The sequence below is a fragment of the Streptomyces sp. Ag109_O5-1 genome (assembly GCF_003814875.1).
Classification (GTDB): domain Bacteria; phylum Actinomycetota; class Actinomycetes; order Streptomycetales; family Streptomycetaceae; genus Streptomyces; species Streptomyces sasae.
The window spans coordinates 3,606,277-3,618,935 of the sequence record NZ_RKQF01000001.1 but is presented as its reverse complement, the minus strand read 5'-3'; the positions used below and the strand labels follow the sequence as shown (position 1 = coordinate 3,618,935).

Below are 12,659 nucleotides of genomic sequence, written 5' to 3'. Positions count from 1 at the left end.
CCATCGAGTGGGTTTACGGGTGGGGGATGTGCTCGCTCCTGTGCCGGTGCCGTAATCTCGGAGCCTGGAGCCCGCCTCGGACGGGACCTGGACCTAGATCCACGACTTGGGGTTGCACAGCAGATGACTGCGATTTCTCTCGGCATGCCGTCCGTTCCGACCAAGCTCGCCGAGCGCCGGAAGAGCCGACAGATCCAGGTCGGCTCCGTCGCGGTCGGCGGAGACGCCCCGGTCTCGGTCCAGTCGATGACGACGACCCGTACGTCCGACATCGGCGCGACCCTCCAGCAGATCGCCGAGCTGACCGCGTCCGGCTGCCAGATCGTCCGGGTCGCCTGCCCCACCCAGGACGACGCCGACGCGCTCGCCACGATCGCCAAGAAGTCCCAGATCCCGGTCATCGCCGACATCCACTTCCAGCCGAAGTACGTCTTCGCGGCGATCGAGGCCGGCTGCGCCGCCGTCCGCGTCAACCCGGGCAACATCAAGCAGTTCGACGACAAGGTCAAGGAGATCGCGCGGGCCGCCAAGGACCACGGCACCCCGATCCGCATCGGCGTCAACGCCGGCTCCCTGGACCGCCGGCTGCTCCAGAAGTACGGCAAGGCGACCCCCGAGGCGCTGGTCGAGTCCGCCCTGTGGGAGGCGTCGCTCTTCGAGGAGCACGACTTCCGGGAGATCAAGATCTCCGTCAAGCACAACGACCCGGTCGTGATGATCGAGGCGTACCGCCAGCTGGCCGCCCAGTGCGAGTACCCGCTGCACCTCGGCGTCACCGAGGCGGGCCCGGCCTTCCAGGGCACGATCAAGTCGGCCGTCGCCTTCGGCGCCCTCCTCTCCCAGGGCATCGGCGACACGATCCGGGTGTCCCTGTCGGCCCCTCCGGTAGAGGAGGTCAAGGTCGGCAACCAGATCCTGGAGTCCCTCAACCTCAAGCAGCGCGGCCTGGAGATCGTCTCCTGCCCGTCCTGCGGCCGCGCCCAGGTGGACGTCTACAAGCTCGCCGAAGAGGTCACGGCAGGCCTCACCGGCATGGAGGTCCCCCTCCGCGTCGCCGTCATGGGCTGCGTCGTGAACGGCCCCGGCGAGGCCCGCGAGGCCGACCTCGGCGTGGCCTCCGGCAACGGCAAGGGCCAGATCTTCGTCAAGGGCGAGGTCATCAAGACGGTCCCCGAGTCCAAGATCGTCGAGACCCTCATCGAGGAGGCCATGAAGCTGGCCGAGCAGATGGAGGCGGAGGGCGTGGCCTCGGGCGAGCCGTCGGTCGCGGTGGCGGGCTGAGGCAGCCGGCCTTCGGGCGCCGGGGGAGCTTTTTCGCCCCCGCCGCCCCTACCCGTCCCATCTTCAAGGGGCTGCGCCCCTTGGACCCCGCCATGGGGGGCTGCGGTCTTGGACCTCGTACGGTGACCGCGTCCGGCGGCCACCGCCGCTGGACCGTGTACGAGGAGTGCGCCCCTCGAGTGTGTACGAGGACTGTGGCCCCTCGACCGTCTACGAGGGCTGCGCCCCTTGGACCCGCACGAGGGGCTGCGCCCATCGGATCCGTATGAGGGGCTGCGGCCCTCGTGTACGAGGACTGCGCCCCCTCGACCGTGTACGAGGGCTGCGCCCCTTGGACCCGCACGAGGGGCTGCGGCCCATAGACCCGCACGAGGGGCTGCGGCCCGTAGACCCGCACGAGGGGCTGCGGCTCGTGAACCCCGTCAGTGTTTCGGAGGCAGGGGGCCTGGTCTTTTCCACTCCGCCAGGGGCAGCGCCCCGAAAGGGGCGCGGGGAACTGCGCGACCGGCCCCCCACCACCCGTACCCGCCGAACCGAGCGGCTTTCCCGAGTCCGTAGGCGTGAAAGCGGGGCCGGGGGCGGCAGCCCCCAGAGGGCGGCACCCACAACCGACGGCAACCTACAAGCCAACGGCACCCCACACGAGGCGGCACGGCTCAGCTTCCGCAGGTACAGTGCGGAGATCAGCAGAACCCATCAGCATGAGGCCCCGCACGTGTTGACGCAGACCACCTCACGGGTGCTCGAACCGAGTGACCTGGACGCCGCGCTCGCCGTACTCGACCGCGAGCCGGTCGCGAACGCCTTCGTGACCTCACGCGTCCAGGTGGCCGGCCTCGACCCCTGGCGCCTCGGCGGCGAGATGTGGGGCTGGTACGAGGACGGCATGCTCACGTCCCTCTGCTACGCCGGCGCCAACCTCGTCCCGATCTGCGCCACCCCGCGCGCGATCCGGGCCTTCGCCGACCGCGCCCGCAGGGCCGGCCGCCGCTGTTCCTCCATCGTCGGCCCTTCCGAGGCGACCGCCCAGCTGTGGCGCCTCCTGGAACCGCACTGGGGCCCGGCCCGCGAGGTCCGCGGTCACCAGCCCCTGATGGTCACCGACCGCATGCCCGCCGACATCGCCCCGGATCCCTACGTCCGCCGCATCCGCAAGGACGAGATGGAGACGATCATGCCGGCGTGCGTGGCGATGTTCACCGAGGAGGTGGGCGTCTCCCCGATGGCCGGTGACGGCGGTCTCCTCTACCAGGCGAGGGTGGCCGAACTGGTCGGCTCCGGCCGCTCGTTCGCCCGGCTCGACGACAACGGCAAGGTCGTCTTCAAGGCGGAGATCGGCGCGGCCACGGCCCAGGCCTGCCAGATCCAGGGCGTCTGGGTGGCCCCGGAGTACCGGGGCATGGGCCTGGCGGCCCCGGGGATGGCGGCGGTCCTGCGCTATGCGCTGGCGGACGTGGCCCCGGTGGTCAGCCTCTACGTCAACGACTTCAACACGGCGGCGAGAAGGACGTATCTGAAGGTGGGGTTCCAGGAGGTCGGCGCGTTCATGAGCGTGCTCTTCTAGCCGAGGGCGCGGGGCTGTGTTCGACATGCGGCTACCGCCGCTTGAGCGCGGGCAACCACGACGCACCCGCACTCGGACGACGGGGCTCCGCCCCCTGTACTCTCCCCACATGGACCTCGTGATCGGCCCCCTGGACCTCCCCTCCCACGTAGACGAGGCCCTGGCAGTCCAGGCGATCGCTTTCGGCCTGGGCGCCGACGAGGTGGCGGTCCGCCGCCAGATCGTCCTCCGCCATATGCAGTACCCCGGTGCCCGGTCCCTCGGCGCCACCAGCGACGGCCACCTCGTCGGGTTCGTCTACGGCATGCCCAACTCCCGCACCCACTGGTGGTCCACCGTCGTGGAGCCCTACCTCCGAGCCCAGGGCCACGCCGACTGGCTCGACGAGTCCTTCGTCATCACCGAGCTGCATGTGCACCCCCGCTACCAGAACCGCGGCATCGGGCGCCGGCTGATCACGATGATCACCGACGGTGCCACCGAACCCCGCTCGATCCTCTCCGCGATCGACACCGACAGCCCGGCCCGCGGTCTCTACCACTCCCTCGGCTATGTCGACCTCGCCCGCCAGGTGCACTTCCCCAGCGCCCCGAAGCCGTACGCCGTCATGGGTGCCCCCCTCCCACTCCGTCGCCGTTAACGGATTTCCACCGGCACAGCAAGCCCGGCTAACCTCCTAGCCATCACCGTTTCCCGGCAGGAGTACAAGAACCATGGCGAACGCACCGGTCCAACGCATGTCCCAGTTGATGGCGAAGACGCTGCGTGACGACCCGGCGGACGCCGAGGTCCTCAGCCACAAGCTGCTCGTCCGCGCCGGGTACGTCCGGCGTACCGCGGCCGGTATCTGGTCCTGGCTGCCGCTCGGCCTGCGCGTCCTCTCGAACATCGAGCGGATCGTCCGCGAGGAGATGGACGCGATCGGCGCCCAGGAGGTGCTGCTCCCGGCTCTTCTGCCCCGGGAGCCGTACGAGGCGACCGGCCGCTGGGACGAGTACGGCCAGGAGCTGTTCCGCCTCCAGGACCGAAAGGGCGGCGACTACCTGCTCGGCCCGACCCACGAGGAGATCTTCACCCTCCTGGTGAAGGACCAGGCGTCGTCGTACAAGGACCTGCCCGTCACCCTCTACCAGATCCAGAACAAGTACCGTGACGAGGCCCGCCCGCGGGCCGGCATCCTGCGCGGCCGCGAGTTCCTGATGAAGGACTCCTACTCCTTCGACCTGGACGACGACGGGCTCGCCCACTCCTACGCCCTGCACCGCCAGGCCTACCAGCGCATCTTCGAGCGCCTCGGCCTCGACTACCGCATCGTCGCCGCCACGGCCGGTGCCATGGGCGGCTCGAAGTCGGAGGAGTTCCTGGCCCCGGCCGAGGCCGGCGAGGACACCTTCGCGGACTGCCCGAACTGTGACTTCGCGGCGAACACGGAGGCGATCACCTACACGCTGAAGCCGGTGGACGCCACCGACGCGCCCGCGCTGGAGGAGATCCCGACCCCGGACACCCCGACCATCGAGACCCTCGCCGCGTACCTCGGCGTCCAGGCCTCCGAGACCCTGAAGAACCTGCTGGTGAAGGTCGACGGGGAGATCGTCGCCATCGGCGTTCCGGGTGACCGCGAGGTCGACATGGGCAAGGTCGAGGAGCACTTCGCCCCGGCCGCCGTCGAGCTGGTCACCGAGTCCGACTTCGCCGGCCGTCCCGACCTGGTCCGCGGCTACGTCGGCCCGCAGGGCCGCGGCGAGAAGGTCAAGTACATCGCCGACCCGCGCGTGGCCCCCGGCACCGCCTGGATCACCGGCGCCAACAAGGCCGGCGTGCACGCCAAGAACGTCGTGGCGGACCGTGACTTCACCGTCGACGAGTACGTCGATGTCGTCGTGGTGCTGGAGGGCGACCCCTGCCCGAAGTGCGGCACCGGCCTCAGGCTGGACCGCGCCATCGAGATCGGCCACATCTTCCAGCTGGGCCGCAAGTACGCCGACGCCCTCAAGCTCGACGTCCTCGGCCAGAACGGCAAGCCGGTCCGCGTGACCATGGGCTCCTACGGCATCGGTGTCTCCCGTGCCGTCGCCGCCCTCGCCGAGCAGACCGCCGACGAGCGCGGCCTGGTCTGGCCCCGCGAGATCGCCCCGGCCGATGTGCACGTGGTCGCGGCCGGCAAGGCCCTGCAGACCGAACTCGCCCTGGATGTCTCCGAGAAGCTGCGCGCGGCCGGCCTGCGGGTCCTGGTCGACGACCGGGCCGGGGTCTCCCCGGGCGTGAAGTTCACCGACGCCGATCTCTTCGGCGTACCGCAGATCCTGATCGCGGGCCGCCGCTCCGCCGAGGGCGTCCTTGAGCTCAAGGACCGCAAGACGGGCGAGCGCGAGGAGCTGACGGTCGACGAGGCGATCGCCCGCCTGACCGCCAACTGAGCCCGACTCCCTTCGTGGGGGCCGCCGGTGACCACCGGCGGCCCCCACGTCTTTTCAGGAAGGTCTCAGACAGTTCTTCCGATCCGTATGGGAGCCTCACAGACTTCTCTCAGGCCGATACCCGAACGTAATGCGTGACAGAGAGTCACGCAGGAGGGGATCGGTCATGACCGAGAGAGTGCAGCGCAGGCAACCGAGGGAGCGGCAGGGGGAGAAGGGCGCGGCCGCGGCGGTCCGCCGGGGCACCCGGCGTACGGCGGCCCTCGCGGCGGCGGTCACGCTCGCGGCGGCGGCCGGGGTGTTCGCCCTGGTCGGCACGGTGCAGTCGGACGCCGAGACGGCGGCGAGCGGCAGCGGTACGACATCGAGCGCCAGCAGCTCCGGAAGCAGCTCCAGTTCGAGCACGGACAGCTCCTCGACCTCGTCGTCCTCGTCGTCCAAGTCGACCGACTCATCCAGCTCGTCGTCGTCCTCGTCGTCCTCGTCGGACCTGCAGTCCTCCTCCGACGGGCTCACCTCCGGCAGCGGCTCCTCCGACTCCACCTCGGGGGCGTCGTGACCACCACCGCGCTGCGCACCACGGCCGCCGCCGAGTGGCGCGCCCTCGGTACCACCGTCCGCCTGGTCGTCACCGACCCCGCCCTGCTGGACTCCTGCAACCTGCTCCTCGCCCGGCAGCTCGCCGAGGTGGACGTGGCCTGCAGCCGGTTCCGCACCGACTCCGAACTGACCGCCCTCGACACCGCCCACGGCCGCCCGGTCCGGGTCAGCCCGCTGCTCGCCGAGGCCCTCGCCGTCGCCCTGCGTGCCGCGCAGGCGACGGACGGCGCGGTGGACCCCACGGTCGGCTCGGCGATGGACGCGATCGGCTACGACCGCGACTTCACCCTCGTCCGCGAGGACGACCGTCCGGTCTCGCTGCGCGTCCGCCGCGCCCCCGGCTGGCGCAAGGTCACCCTCGACCAGGAGACCGGCACGGTCACCGTTCCCGAGGGCGTCCGCCTCGACCTGGGCGCGACGGCCAAGGCCTGGGCCGCCGACCGCGCCGCGCGGATGCTGGCCGAGGTCGCCGGCTGCGGGGTGCTGGTGAGTCTCGGCGGTGACACGGCCGTCGCCGGCGAGCCCCCGACGGGCGGCTGGCAGATCCGCGTCCAGGACATCACAGGGCCGGTCGAGGAGACGCCCGCGCAGGGGTCGTACGACACCGTCGGGCTCCGCTCGGGCGGTCTCGCCACCTCCGGCACCACCGCCCGTCGCTGGCAGCGCGGCGGATACGACCTGCACCACATCGTCGACCCGCGCACCGGCCTGCCCGTCCGCTCCCCGTGGCGCACGGTCTCGGTGGCCGCCGCGAGCTGCGCCGACGCCAACGCGGCGACCACGGCGGCCCTGGTCAAGGGCGCGGGCGCGGAACGCTGGCTGACCCACCTCGGCCTGCCCGCCCGGCTGGTGGCGCACAACGGCACGGTCGTCACGACCCCCGGCTGGCCCGCTTCCCTCGTGGCCCCGGAGGCGGCGGCATGACCTCCGAGACCCTCTGGTACGCCAACCGGGCCACCGGCGCCGTCTGCCTGGTCCTCTTCACGGTCGTCGTCCTGCTCGGCATCGCCGTCCGGCTCCGCACCCGCCTCCCCGGCCTGCCCCGCTTCGGCACGGTCACTCTGCACCGCACCCTCTCCCTCTCCGCCACCGCCTTCCTGGCCCTGCACATCGCGGTGGCGGTCGTCGACGGCTACGTCGACATCACGGTCCTCGACGCCCTCGTCCCCTTCGTCTCCGACTACCAGCCGCTCTGGCTCGGCCTCGGCACGGTCGCCTTCGACCTGATGCTCGCGGTCCTGGTCACCAGCCTGCTCCGGGACCGCCTCGGTCACCGCACCTGGCGGGCCGTGCACTGGCTGGCCTACGCCTCCTGGCCGGTCGCCCTCGTCCACGGCATCGGCATCGGCACGGACGCCGGCACCGACTGGATGACCTGGCTGACCGTGGCCTGCGTGGCGACGGTGATCACCGCCTTCGCCCTGCGCACCGCCCAAGCCGTCCGGGGCTCCCGCCAGACGCCCGCCGCACTTCTGCACACCGAAGGGGCCCACTGATGACCGCGCTCTTCACCGACGTCTACATGCCCCCGCGCCTGCTGGCCCCCGGCGGCACCCCGGCCGACCTCACCACCCACGAACAGCGCTACGGCCCGCTCGCGTACGGCGATCCGGCCGCGCTCCTGCGCACCCTCGCCGAATCCGGCCTCACCGGACGAGGCGGGGCGGGCTTCCCGGCGTACCGCAAGTTCGTCGCGGTCACCGACGCGGCCCGCCGCACCGAGCGGGCGCCGATCGTCGTCGCCAACGGCGCGGAGAGCGAACCGGCCAGCCAGAAGGACAAGACCCTGCTCCGGCTGTCGCCCCATCTGGTCCTGGACGGGCTGCAGCTGGCGGCCGCGGCGACCGGCGCGGCGGAGGCGTACCTCGCCGTCGAGGACGGCGCCTCCTACCTGCAGTCGGCCATCGCCCAGCGCCGCGACCCGGTACGCGTGCAGGTCGTACGCCTGCCCGCCCGCTTCCTCTCCGGCCAGGCAGCGGCCCTCGTCCAGTACCTCTCCGGCGGCCAGGCCCGCCCCACCCATCCGACCCCACCGGTCCGCGAACGCGGGGTGCGCCGCGCCCCCACCCTCGTCCAGAACGTCGAGACCCTGGCCCACCTGGCCCTGACGGCCCGCTACGGCGCGGAGTGGTTCCGCTCGGCGGGCACCCCGGCCGAACCCGGCAGCGCCCTCTGCACCCTGCACGTCCCGGGCCGCGAAGTCCGAGTGGTGGAAGCCCCGTTCGGCATGAGGATCGGCCGGCTCCTCCCGCTGGAGGGCGCGTCCGCGGCCCTGGTCGGCGGCTACCACGGCACCTGGATCCCGGCCGCGGAGGCGGCCCGGGTCCCCCTGTCCTCCGCGTACCTGGGCGCGGGCGTGCTGGCAGCGCTCCCCGCCGACCGCTGCGGCCTGACCGAGACCGCCCGCGTCCTGCGCTACCTGGCGTTGCAGTCGGCGGGCCAGTGCGGCCCCTGCCTCAACGGCCTCCCGCGCATGGCCACCGCCTTCCAGACCCTGGCCACGCCGGGCCCCCAGGGCACCGCCCGCACGGACATCTCCCGCTGGGCGGGCCTGGTGGAGGGCAGAGGCGCCTGCCACCACCCCGACGGCACGATCCGCCTGGTCCGCAGCGCGCTGACCACCTTCGCGTCGGAAGTGGACGCCCACGCCCAGGGCCACTGCACCGCAACCGACCGCACCCCGCTGCTCCCCGTACCCACCGAAGAGATCTGACATGGACCAGCACATAGACATCGACTGGACGTCCTGCCAGGGCCACGGCCTGTGCGCAGAGCTGTTGCCGGAACACATCACGCTGGACGAGTGGGGCTACCCACTGGTCGACGGCCGTCCCATACCGCCCCGCACAAGGAAACGAGCCCGCAGGGCAGTGGCTGACTGTCCGGTACTCGCTGTGAAACTGAGGGAGGACCGAGCGCCCCGATAGGGGCGCGGGGCTGTATTCGATGTGCGGCTCCGCCGCGTGGGCGCGACCAGCCCCCACCGAACCCGCACCGGCCCCCGTCAGACCCACCCGGCGAATTCAAGCAACAGCTCCGCATCCCGCGGCCGCCCCACGCGAAGCGCCCGCACACCCGACTCCACGGCCCGGAACAAGGTCCACCCCCGCAGCCGCTCCTGATCCACCTCGAGCGACTCCGCGAGCCGCTTGATCCGCCGCCGGGTGATGGACGCCCCGGAGGGGGACGCGATCAGATCCTCCACCCGGTCCCGCACCAACCGCGCCAGATCGAACGCACACTCCCCGACCACCGGATCCGGCCCCACCGCCAGCCACGGCAGCCGCTCCCCGGCCAGCACCTTGCTCTGCCGGAACGTGCCGTGCAGCAGCCGCCGCTCGGGCGGCGAGACCAGCAACTCCTCCCGAGCTGCGATCGCGGCCTGCACCAACGGCGCCACGTCGGCGTCGCCGGCCGCCGCGGCCATCGCGGTCGCCTGCCGCCCCGACCGCTCGGCCACGGTCTCGAACGCATGCCCCTCCGGCGGCTCCACCCAGAGCCGCCGCAGCGTCCCCGCCGCCTCCAGCAGCGCCTTCGCCTCGGGCAGCGACCGCACCGAGACCTCCGGATGCAGCCGTTCCAGCAACAGCACCCCCGCGGCCGCGTCGGCCTCCAGCAACTGCACCGAGCCCAGCCCACCCCAGTGCGCCAGCGCGGCCGCCTCGCTCTCCGGCCGGGCCCGCCGAGGGGCCAGCTTCAGCACGGCCGGGGTGTCGTCCGCCCGCCGCACCAGCATGACGACGCTGCTGCGGCCGCCCGGCACCTGCACCCGTTCCACGGTCAACTCGCGTAGCGCGACGGCGTGTTCCACCGCGCCCGGCAGCTTCTCCAGCCACTCGTCACCGTCCGGCGCCGTCTCACCGAGCGCCTTCACCAGGCGCCGCGGCGGTTCGAAAGCCATACGCGAGTCGTTCCCTTCCTGCTCTCGGTCCTGCTCTAGGGAGTCGCCGAAGCCGAGGCCGACCCGCCGGCCACCCCCGCTGCCGCCGCCCCGGTCTCCGTCGCCGGCGCAGTCGCCGCCGTGGACGCCCGTTCCGCGAGCCCAGGGAAGGCTACGCTCTCGCCGCTCCACCGCACCGCCCGCACCGCGGCCTCCCGCAGCGCTCCGGCCGCCGCCCCGCGCCGCTGACCGGAGGACGCCCGGACCAGGTCGGAGTACACGTCGGCCACCCGTTCCTCCAACTCGGCCGCGAGCCGCACGGCCGTCGCCGAGTCGGTCACGGCGAACGGCAGGGCGTACGCCGCGCTCGCGGCGACGGGCTGACCACCCAGGTCCCGCACCTCGCGGACCAGCGCGTCCCGGCGGGCCCGGTGCGCGTCGTACGCCGAGCGCGCCTCGGCCTGCCGCTGCTCTCCTATCCGGCCGCCGATGACGCCGTACCCGTACACCGCCGCGTGCTCGGCCGCCAATGCCGCCTGGAGTGCCGTCAGCACCCCGGACTCCGCCCCGTCGCTCACTTGCCACCCTCCGTCAGCAGGTACGCGTGTCCGGCCCCGGCCGCCGCCACCCCGGCCAGCAGTCGCGCCAGTTCGCCCGGCACGTCCAGCAGCGCCTTGGCCCGCTGGTCGGCGAGGGTCCGCTCGGCGGTGGCCAGGGAGGCGAGCGCGGACTTCTCGTCGGTCGGGACCGTGGCGGAGGGCGACGCGGACGGCGAGGCGGTCGTCGACCCCGTCGCCGTCGTCGATCCCGTCGCCGTGGGCGATTCCGTCGCCGAGGGCGAAGCCGCGCCCTCCTCGAAGGCCGCCGCGTGTGCCGCCACCTCCGCCCGCAGCGGTCGCAGCCGCTCCGCGAGCGCGGGATGGGCGGCGAGGACGGCGTCGTACTGCCGGAGCAGCCCCCGGCTGTCCCGGGCCGCACGCGCGCGTGCCCGCGCGGAGACCGACGGGCTGCCGCCGTTGCCGGCGGAGTCGGGGGCGGTGGAGCAGCCCGCCAGCACGGCGGCCGAGGCCGCCGAGACGATCAGGCTCCTTCTGCGTACTCCCGAGCGGGTACGCGACGGCGGGGGCAACGGCACGGCAGACGTCCTCGGGGGCTGGATGAGGGGGCTGGACGGGGGCTGGACACGAAGAAATCGGGGGCTGGACACGAAGAAAAACGAAGAAACACGAAAGGAATGGGGCAAGGGACGGACCCGCCCGTGATCACCGTACCTGCGCACCTGACCGAAGCCACTCATCGGCACCGCCCTTACCCGGGTGGACGGCAACACACCTCACGACCCGATACCCTTTGACCAGACACGCGACCTATCCCACAACAGCACACGCGGCCGAGGAGTCACCCGGATGAGCACGACCCAGAGCGAGAGGCTGCGAGAGCTCCTGGAACCGCTCGTCACCTCCCAGGGACTGGATCTCGAAGAGATCGCCGTGGACTCCGTCGGACGCAAGCGTGTGCTGCGTGTGGTCGTCGACTCCGACGCCGGGGCGGACCTGGACCAGATCGCCGATGTGAGCCGTGAGCTCTCGGCGAAGCTCGACGAGACCGACGCGATGGGCGAGGCGGAGTACACCCTCGAGGTCGGCACCCCGGGCGCGGAGCGCCCCCTGAAGGAACACCGGCACTATGTGCGGGCCGTGGACCGGCTGGTGAGGTTCCAGCTGGCCGAGGGCGGGGAACTGGTCGCCAGGATTCTGGACGTCGACGACGCGGGTCTCGACCTGGAGGTGCCCGGCGTGAAGGGCCGTAAGGCCACGAGCCGCAGACTCGCCTTCGCCGAGATCGACAAGGCGCGCGTCCAGGTCGAGTTCAACCGCAAGGACAAGAACGAGAAGGAAGAGGAGGCGTAGCCGTGGACATCGACATGAGTGCCCTGCGGGGCTTGGTTCGGGAGAAGGAGATCTCCTTCGACCTGCTGGTCGAGGCGATCGAGGCGGCCCTCCTCATCGCCTACCACCGCACCGAGGGAAGCCGCCGCCACGCGCGCGTGAAGCTCGACCGGGAGACCGGGCATGTGACCGTGTGGGCGAAGGAGGACCCCGAGGACCTGGAGGAGGGGCAGGAGCCGCGCGAGTTCGACGACACCCCGTCGGACTTCGGGCGGATCGCCGCCACCACCGCCAAGCAGGTGATCCTGCAGCGGCTGCGCGACGCCGAGGACGACGCCACGCTCGGCGAGTACGCCGGGCGCGAGGGCGACATCGTCACCGGCGTGGTCCAGCAGGGCCGCGACCCGAAGAACGTGCTCGTCGACATCGGCAAGCTGGAGGCCATCCTGCCGGTGCAGGAGCAGGTGCCCGGCGAGACGTATCAGCACGGTCTGCGGCTGCGGTCGTACGTCGTCCGGGTGGCGAAGGGTGTCCGCGGGCCGTCCGTGACGCTGTCCCGCACACACCCGAACCTGGTCAAGAAGCTCTTCGCCCTCGAGGTGCCGGAGATCGCCGACGGGTCCGTGGAGATCGCCGCCATCGCCCGCGAGGCCGGTCACCGGACGAAGATCGCGGTCCGCTCCACCCGTTCGGGTCTGAACGCCAAGGGCGCCTGTATCGGCCCCATGGGCGGCCGGGTCCGCAACGTCATGGGCGAGCTGAACGGCGAGAAGATCGACATCGTCGACTGGTCGGACGACCCGGCCGAGATGGTGGCGAACGCGCTGTCCCCGGCCCGCGTCTCCAAGGTCGAGGTCGTGGACCTGGCGTCCCGGTCCGCCCGGGTGACCGTGCCGGACTACCAGCTGTCGCTGGCGATCGGCAAAGAGGGACAGAACGCCCGTCTCGCCGCCCGCCTCACCGGCTGGCGCATCGACATCCGCCCGGACACCGAGCAGGCGCCCGAGTAGATCACCGGGGGATGA

14 protein-coding genes are annotated in these 12,659 nt (G+C 72.1%); 11 read left to right on the top strand and 3 right to left on the bottom strand.

Annotated elements, in window-relative coordinates; all coding sequences use genetic code 11:
- Positions 1 to 123: 123 nt before the first annotated feature.
- From ispG to EDD90_RS16125, 9 genes are all read left to right on the top strand, one after another.
- Positions 124 to 1,281 (top strand): flavodoxin-dependent (E)-4-hydroxy-3-methylbut-2-enyl-diphosphate synthase, encoded by a 1,158-nt coding sequence (ispG, locus tag EDD90_RS16170; RefSeq protein ID WP_123973689.1) that lies wholly within the window; start codon positions 124 to 126, stop codon positions 1,279 to 1,281.
- A 715-nt stretch (positions 1,282 to 1,996) separates the two neighbouring features.
- Positions 1,997 to 2,845 carry a GNAT family N-acetyltransferase gene (locus EDD90_RS16165; protein WP_123973688.1) on the top strand — a complete coding sequence of 283 codons (849 nt, stop codon included), beginning with the start codon at positions 1,997 to 1,999 and terminating at the stop codon, positions 2,843 to 2,845.
- A 109-nt stretch (positions 2,846 to 2,954) separates the two neighbouring features.
- Positions 2,955 to 3,485, top strand: a complete 531-nt coding sequence (locus tag EDD90_RS16160; RefSeq protein ID WP_123973687.1) for a GNAT family N-acetyltransferase — start codon at positions 2,955 to 2,957, stop codon at positions 3,483 to 3,485.
- A gap of 73 nt (positions 3,486 to 3,558) precedes the next feature.
- On the top strand, positions 3,559 to 5,265 hold the full coding sequence (locus tag EDD90_RS16155; protein WP_123973686.1) for a proline--tRNA ligase: 1,707 nt from the start codon (positions 3,559 to 3,561) through the stop codon (positions 5,263 to 5,265).
- Between the two features lie 166 nt (positions 5,266 to 5,431).
- Positions 5,432 to 5,824 (top strand): hypothetical protein, encoded by a 393-nt coding sequence (locus EDD90_RS55470; protein ID WP_185149114.1) that lies wholly within the window; start codon positions 5,432 to 5,434, stop codon positions 5,822 to 5,824.
- Positions 5,821 to 6,789, top strand: coding sequence for an FAD:protein FMN transferase (locus tag EDD90_RS16140; RefSeq protein ID WP_123973685.1), 969 nt, complete (start codon positions 5,821 to 5,823; stop codon positions 6,787 to 6,789). Before EDD90_RS55470 ends, EDD90_RS16140 begins: the two co-directional genes overlap by 4 nt.
- Positions 6,786 to 7,361, top strand: coding sequence for a ferric reductase-like transmembrane domain-containing protein (locus EDD90_RS16135; RefSeq protein ID WP_123973684.1), 576 nt, complete (start codon positions 6,786 to 6,788; stop codon positions 7,359 to 7,361). Before EDD90_RS16140 ends, EDD90_RS16135 begins: the two co-directional genes overlap by 4 nt.
- Positions 7,361 to 8,578, top strand: coding sequence for an NADH-ubiquinone oxidoreductase-F iron-sulfur binding region domain-containing protein (locus tag EDD90_RS16130; RefSeq protein ID WP_123973683.1), 1,218 nt, complete (start codon positions 7,361 to 7,363; stop codon positions 8,576 to 8,578). The genes EDD90_RS16135 and EDD90_RS16130 overlap by 1 nt, the downstream gene beginning before the upstream one ends.
- Before the next feature lies 1 nt (position 8,579).
- Positions 8,580 to 8,792, top strand: a complete 213-nt coding sequence (locus tag EDD90_RS16125) for a ferredoxin (RefSeq protein ID WP_123973682.1) — start codon at positions 8,580 to 8,582, stop codon at positions 8,790 to 8,792.
- Positions 8,793 to 8,869: 77 nt separating this feature from the next.
- Here the strand turns inward: EDD90_RS16125 and EDD90_RS16120 are convergent, their stop codons facing one another.
- The 3 genes from EDD90_RS16120 to EDD90_RS16110 are packed head-to-tail and all read right to left on the bottom strand — an operon-like array spanning position 8,870 to position 10,880.
- The gene (locus EDD90_RS16120; RefSeq protein WP_123973681.1) at positions 8,870 to 9,766 is read right to left on the bottom strand and encodes an aminoglycoside phosphotransferase family protein; all 897 of its coding nucleotides are present in this window, start codon (positions 9,764 to 9,766) and stop codon (positions 8,870 to 8,872) included.
- Between the two features lie 35 nt (positions 9,767 to 9,801).
- Complete coding sequence (locus tag EDD90_RS16115; RefSeq protein WP_123973680.1) at positions 9,802 to 10,323, bottom strand: ferritin-like domain-containing protein; 522 nt, start codon at positions 10,321 to 10,323, stop codon at positions 9,802 to 9,804.
- Complete coding sequence (locus EDD90_RS16110; protein WP_123973679.1) at positions 10,320 to 10,880, bottom strand: hypothetical protein; 561 nt, start codon at positions 10,878 to 10,880, stop codon at positions 10,320 to 10,322. The genes EDD90_RS16115 and EDD90_RS16110 overlap by 4 nt, the downstream gene beginning before the upstream one ends.
- Positions 10,881 to 11,151: 271 nt before the next feature.
- Between EDD90_RS16110 and rimP the strand changes: the two genes are divergently transcribed.
- Together rimP and nusA are read left to right on the top strand one after the other, a co-directional pair.
- The gene (gene rimP / locus EDD90_RS16100; RefSeq protein WP_123973678.1) at positions 11,152 to 11,655 is read left to right on the top strand and encodes a ribosome maturation factor RimP; all 504 of its coding nucleotides are present in this window, start codon (positions 11,152 to 11,154) and stop codon (positions 11,653 to 11,655) included.
- A gap of 2 nt (positions 11,656 to 11,657) precedes the next feature.
- Complete coding sequence (gene nusA, locus EDD90_RS16095) at positions 11,658 to 12,644, top strand: transcription termination factor NusA (protein WP_123973677.1); 987 nt, start codon at positions 11,658 to 11,660, stop codon at positions 12,642 to 12,644.
- Positions 12,645 to 12,659: the final 15 nt, after the last annotated feature.

Excerpts from the sequence above, each read along its gene's own strand:
- EDD90_RS16130 (WP_123973683.1), top strand. The coding sequence starts at position 7,361 with ATGACCGCGCTCTTCACCGACGTCTACATGCCCCCGCGCCTGCTGGCC.
- EDD90_RS16160 (WP_123973687.1), top strand. The coding sequence starts at position 2,955 with ATGGACCTCGTGATCGGCCCCCTGGACCTCCCCTCCCACGTAGACGAG.
- EDD90_RS16155 (WP_123973686.1), top strand. The coding sequence starts at position 3,559 with ATGGCGAACGCACCGGTCCAACGCATGTCCCAGTTGATGGCGAAGACG.
- EDD90_RS16120 (WP_123973681.1), bottom strand. The coding sequence starts at position 9,766 with ATGGCTTTCGAACCGCCGCGGCGCCTGGTGAAGGCGCTCGGTGAGACG.
- ispG (WP_123973689.1), top strand. The coding sequence starts at position 124 with ATGACTGCGATTTCTCTCGGCATGCCGTCCGTTCCGACCAAGCTCGCC.
- EDD90_RS55470 (WP_185149114.1), top strand. The coding sequence starts at position 5,432 with ATGACCGAGAGAGTGCAGCGCAGGCAACCGAGGGAGCGGCAGGGGGAG.
- EDD90_RS16135 (WP_123973684.1), top strand. The coding sequence starts at position 6,786 with ATGACCTCCGAGACCCTCTGGTACGCCAACCGGGCCACCGGCGCCGTC.
- rimP (WP_123973678.1), top strand. The coding sequence starts at position 11,152 with ATGAGCACGACCCAGAGCGAGAGGCTGCGAGAGCTCCTGGAACCGCTC.
- EDD90_RS16125 (WP_123973682.1), top strand. The coding sequence starts at position 8,580 with ATGGACCAGCACATAGACATCGACTGGACGTCCTGCCAGGGCCACGGC.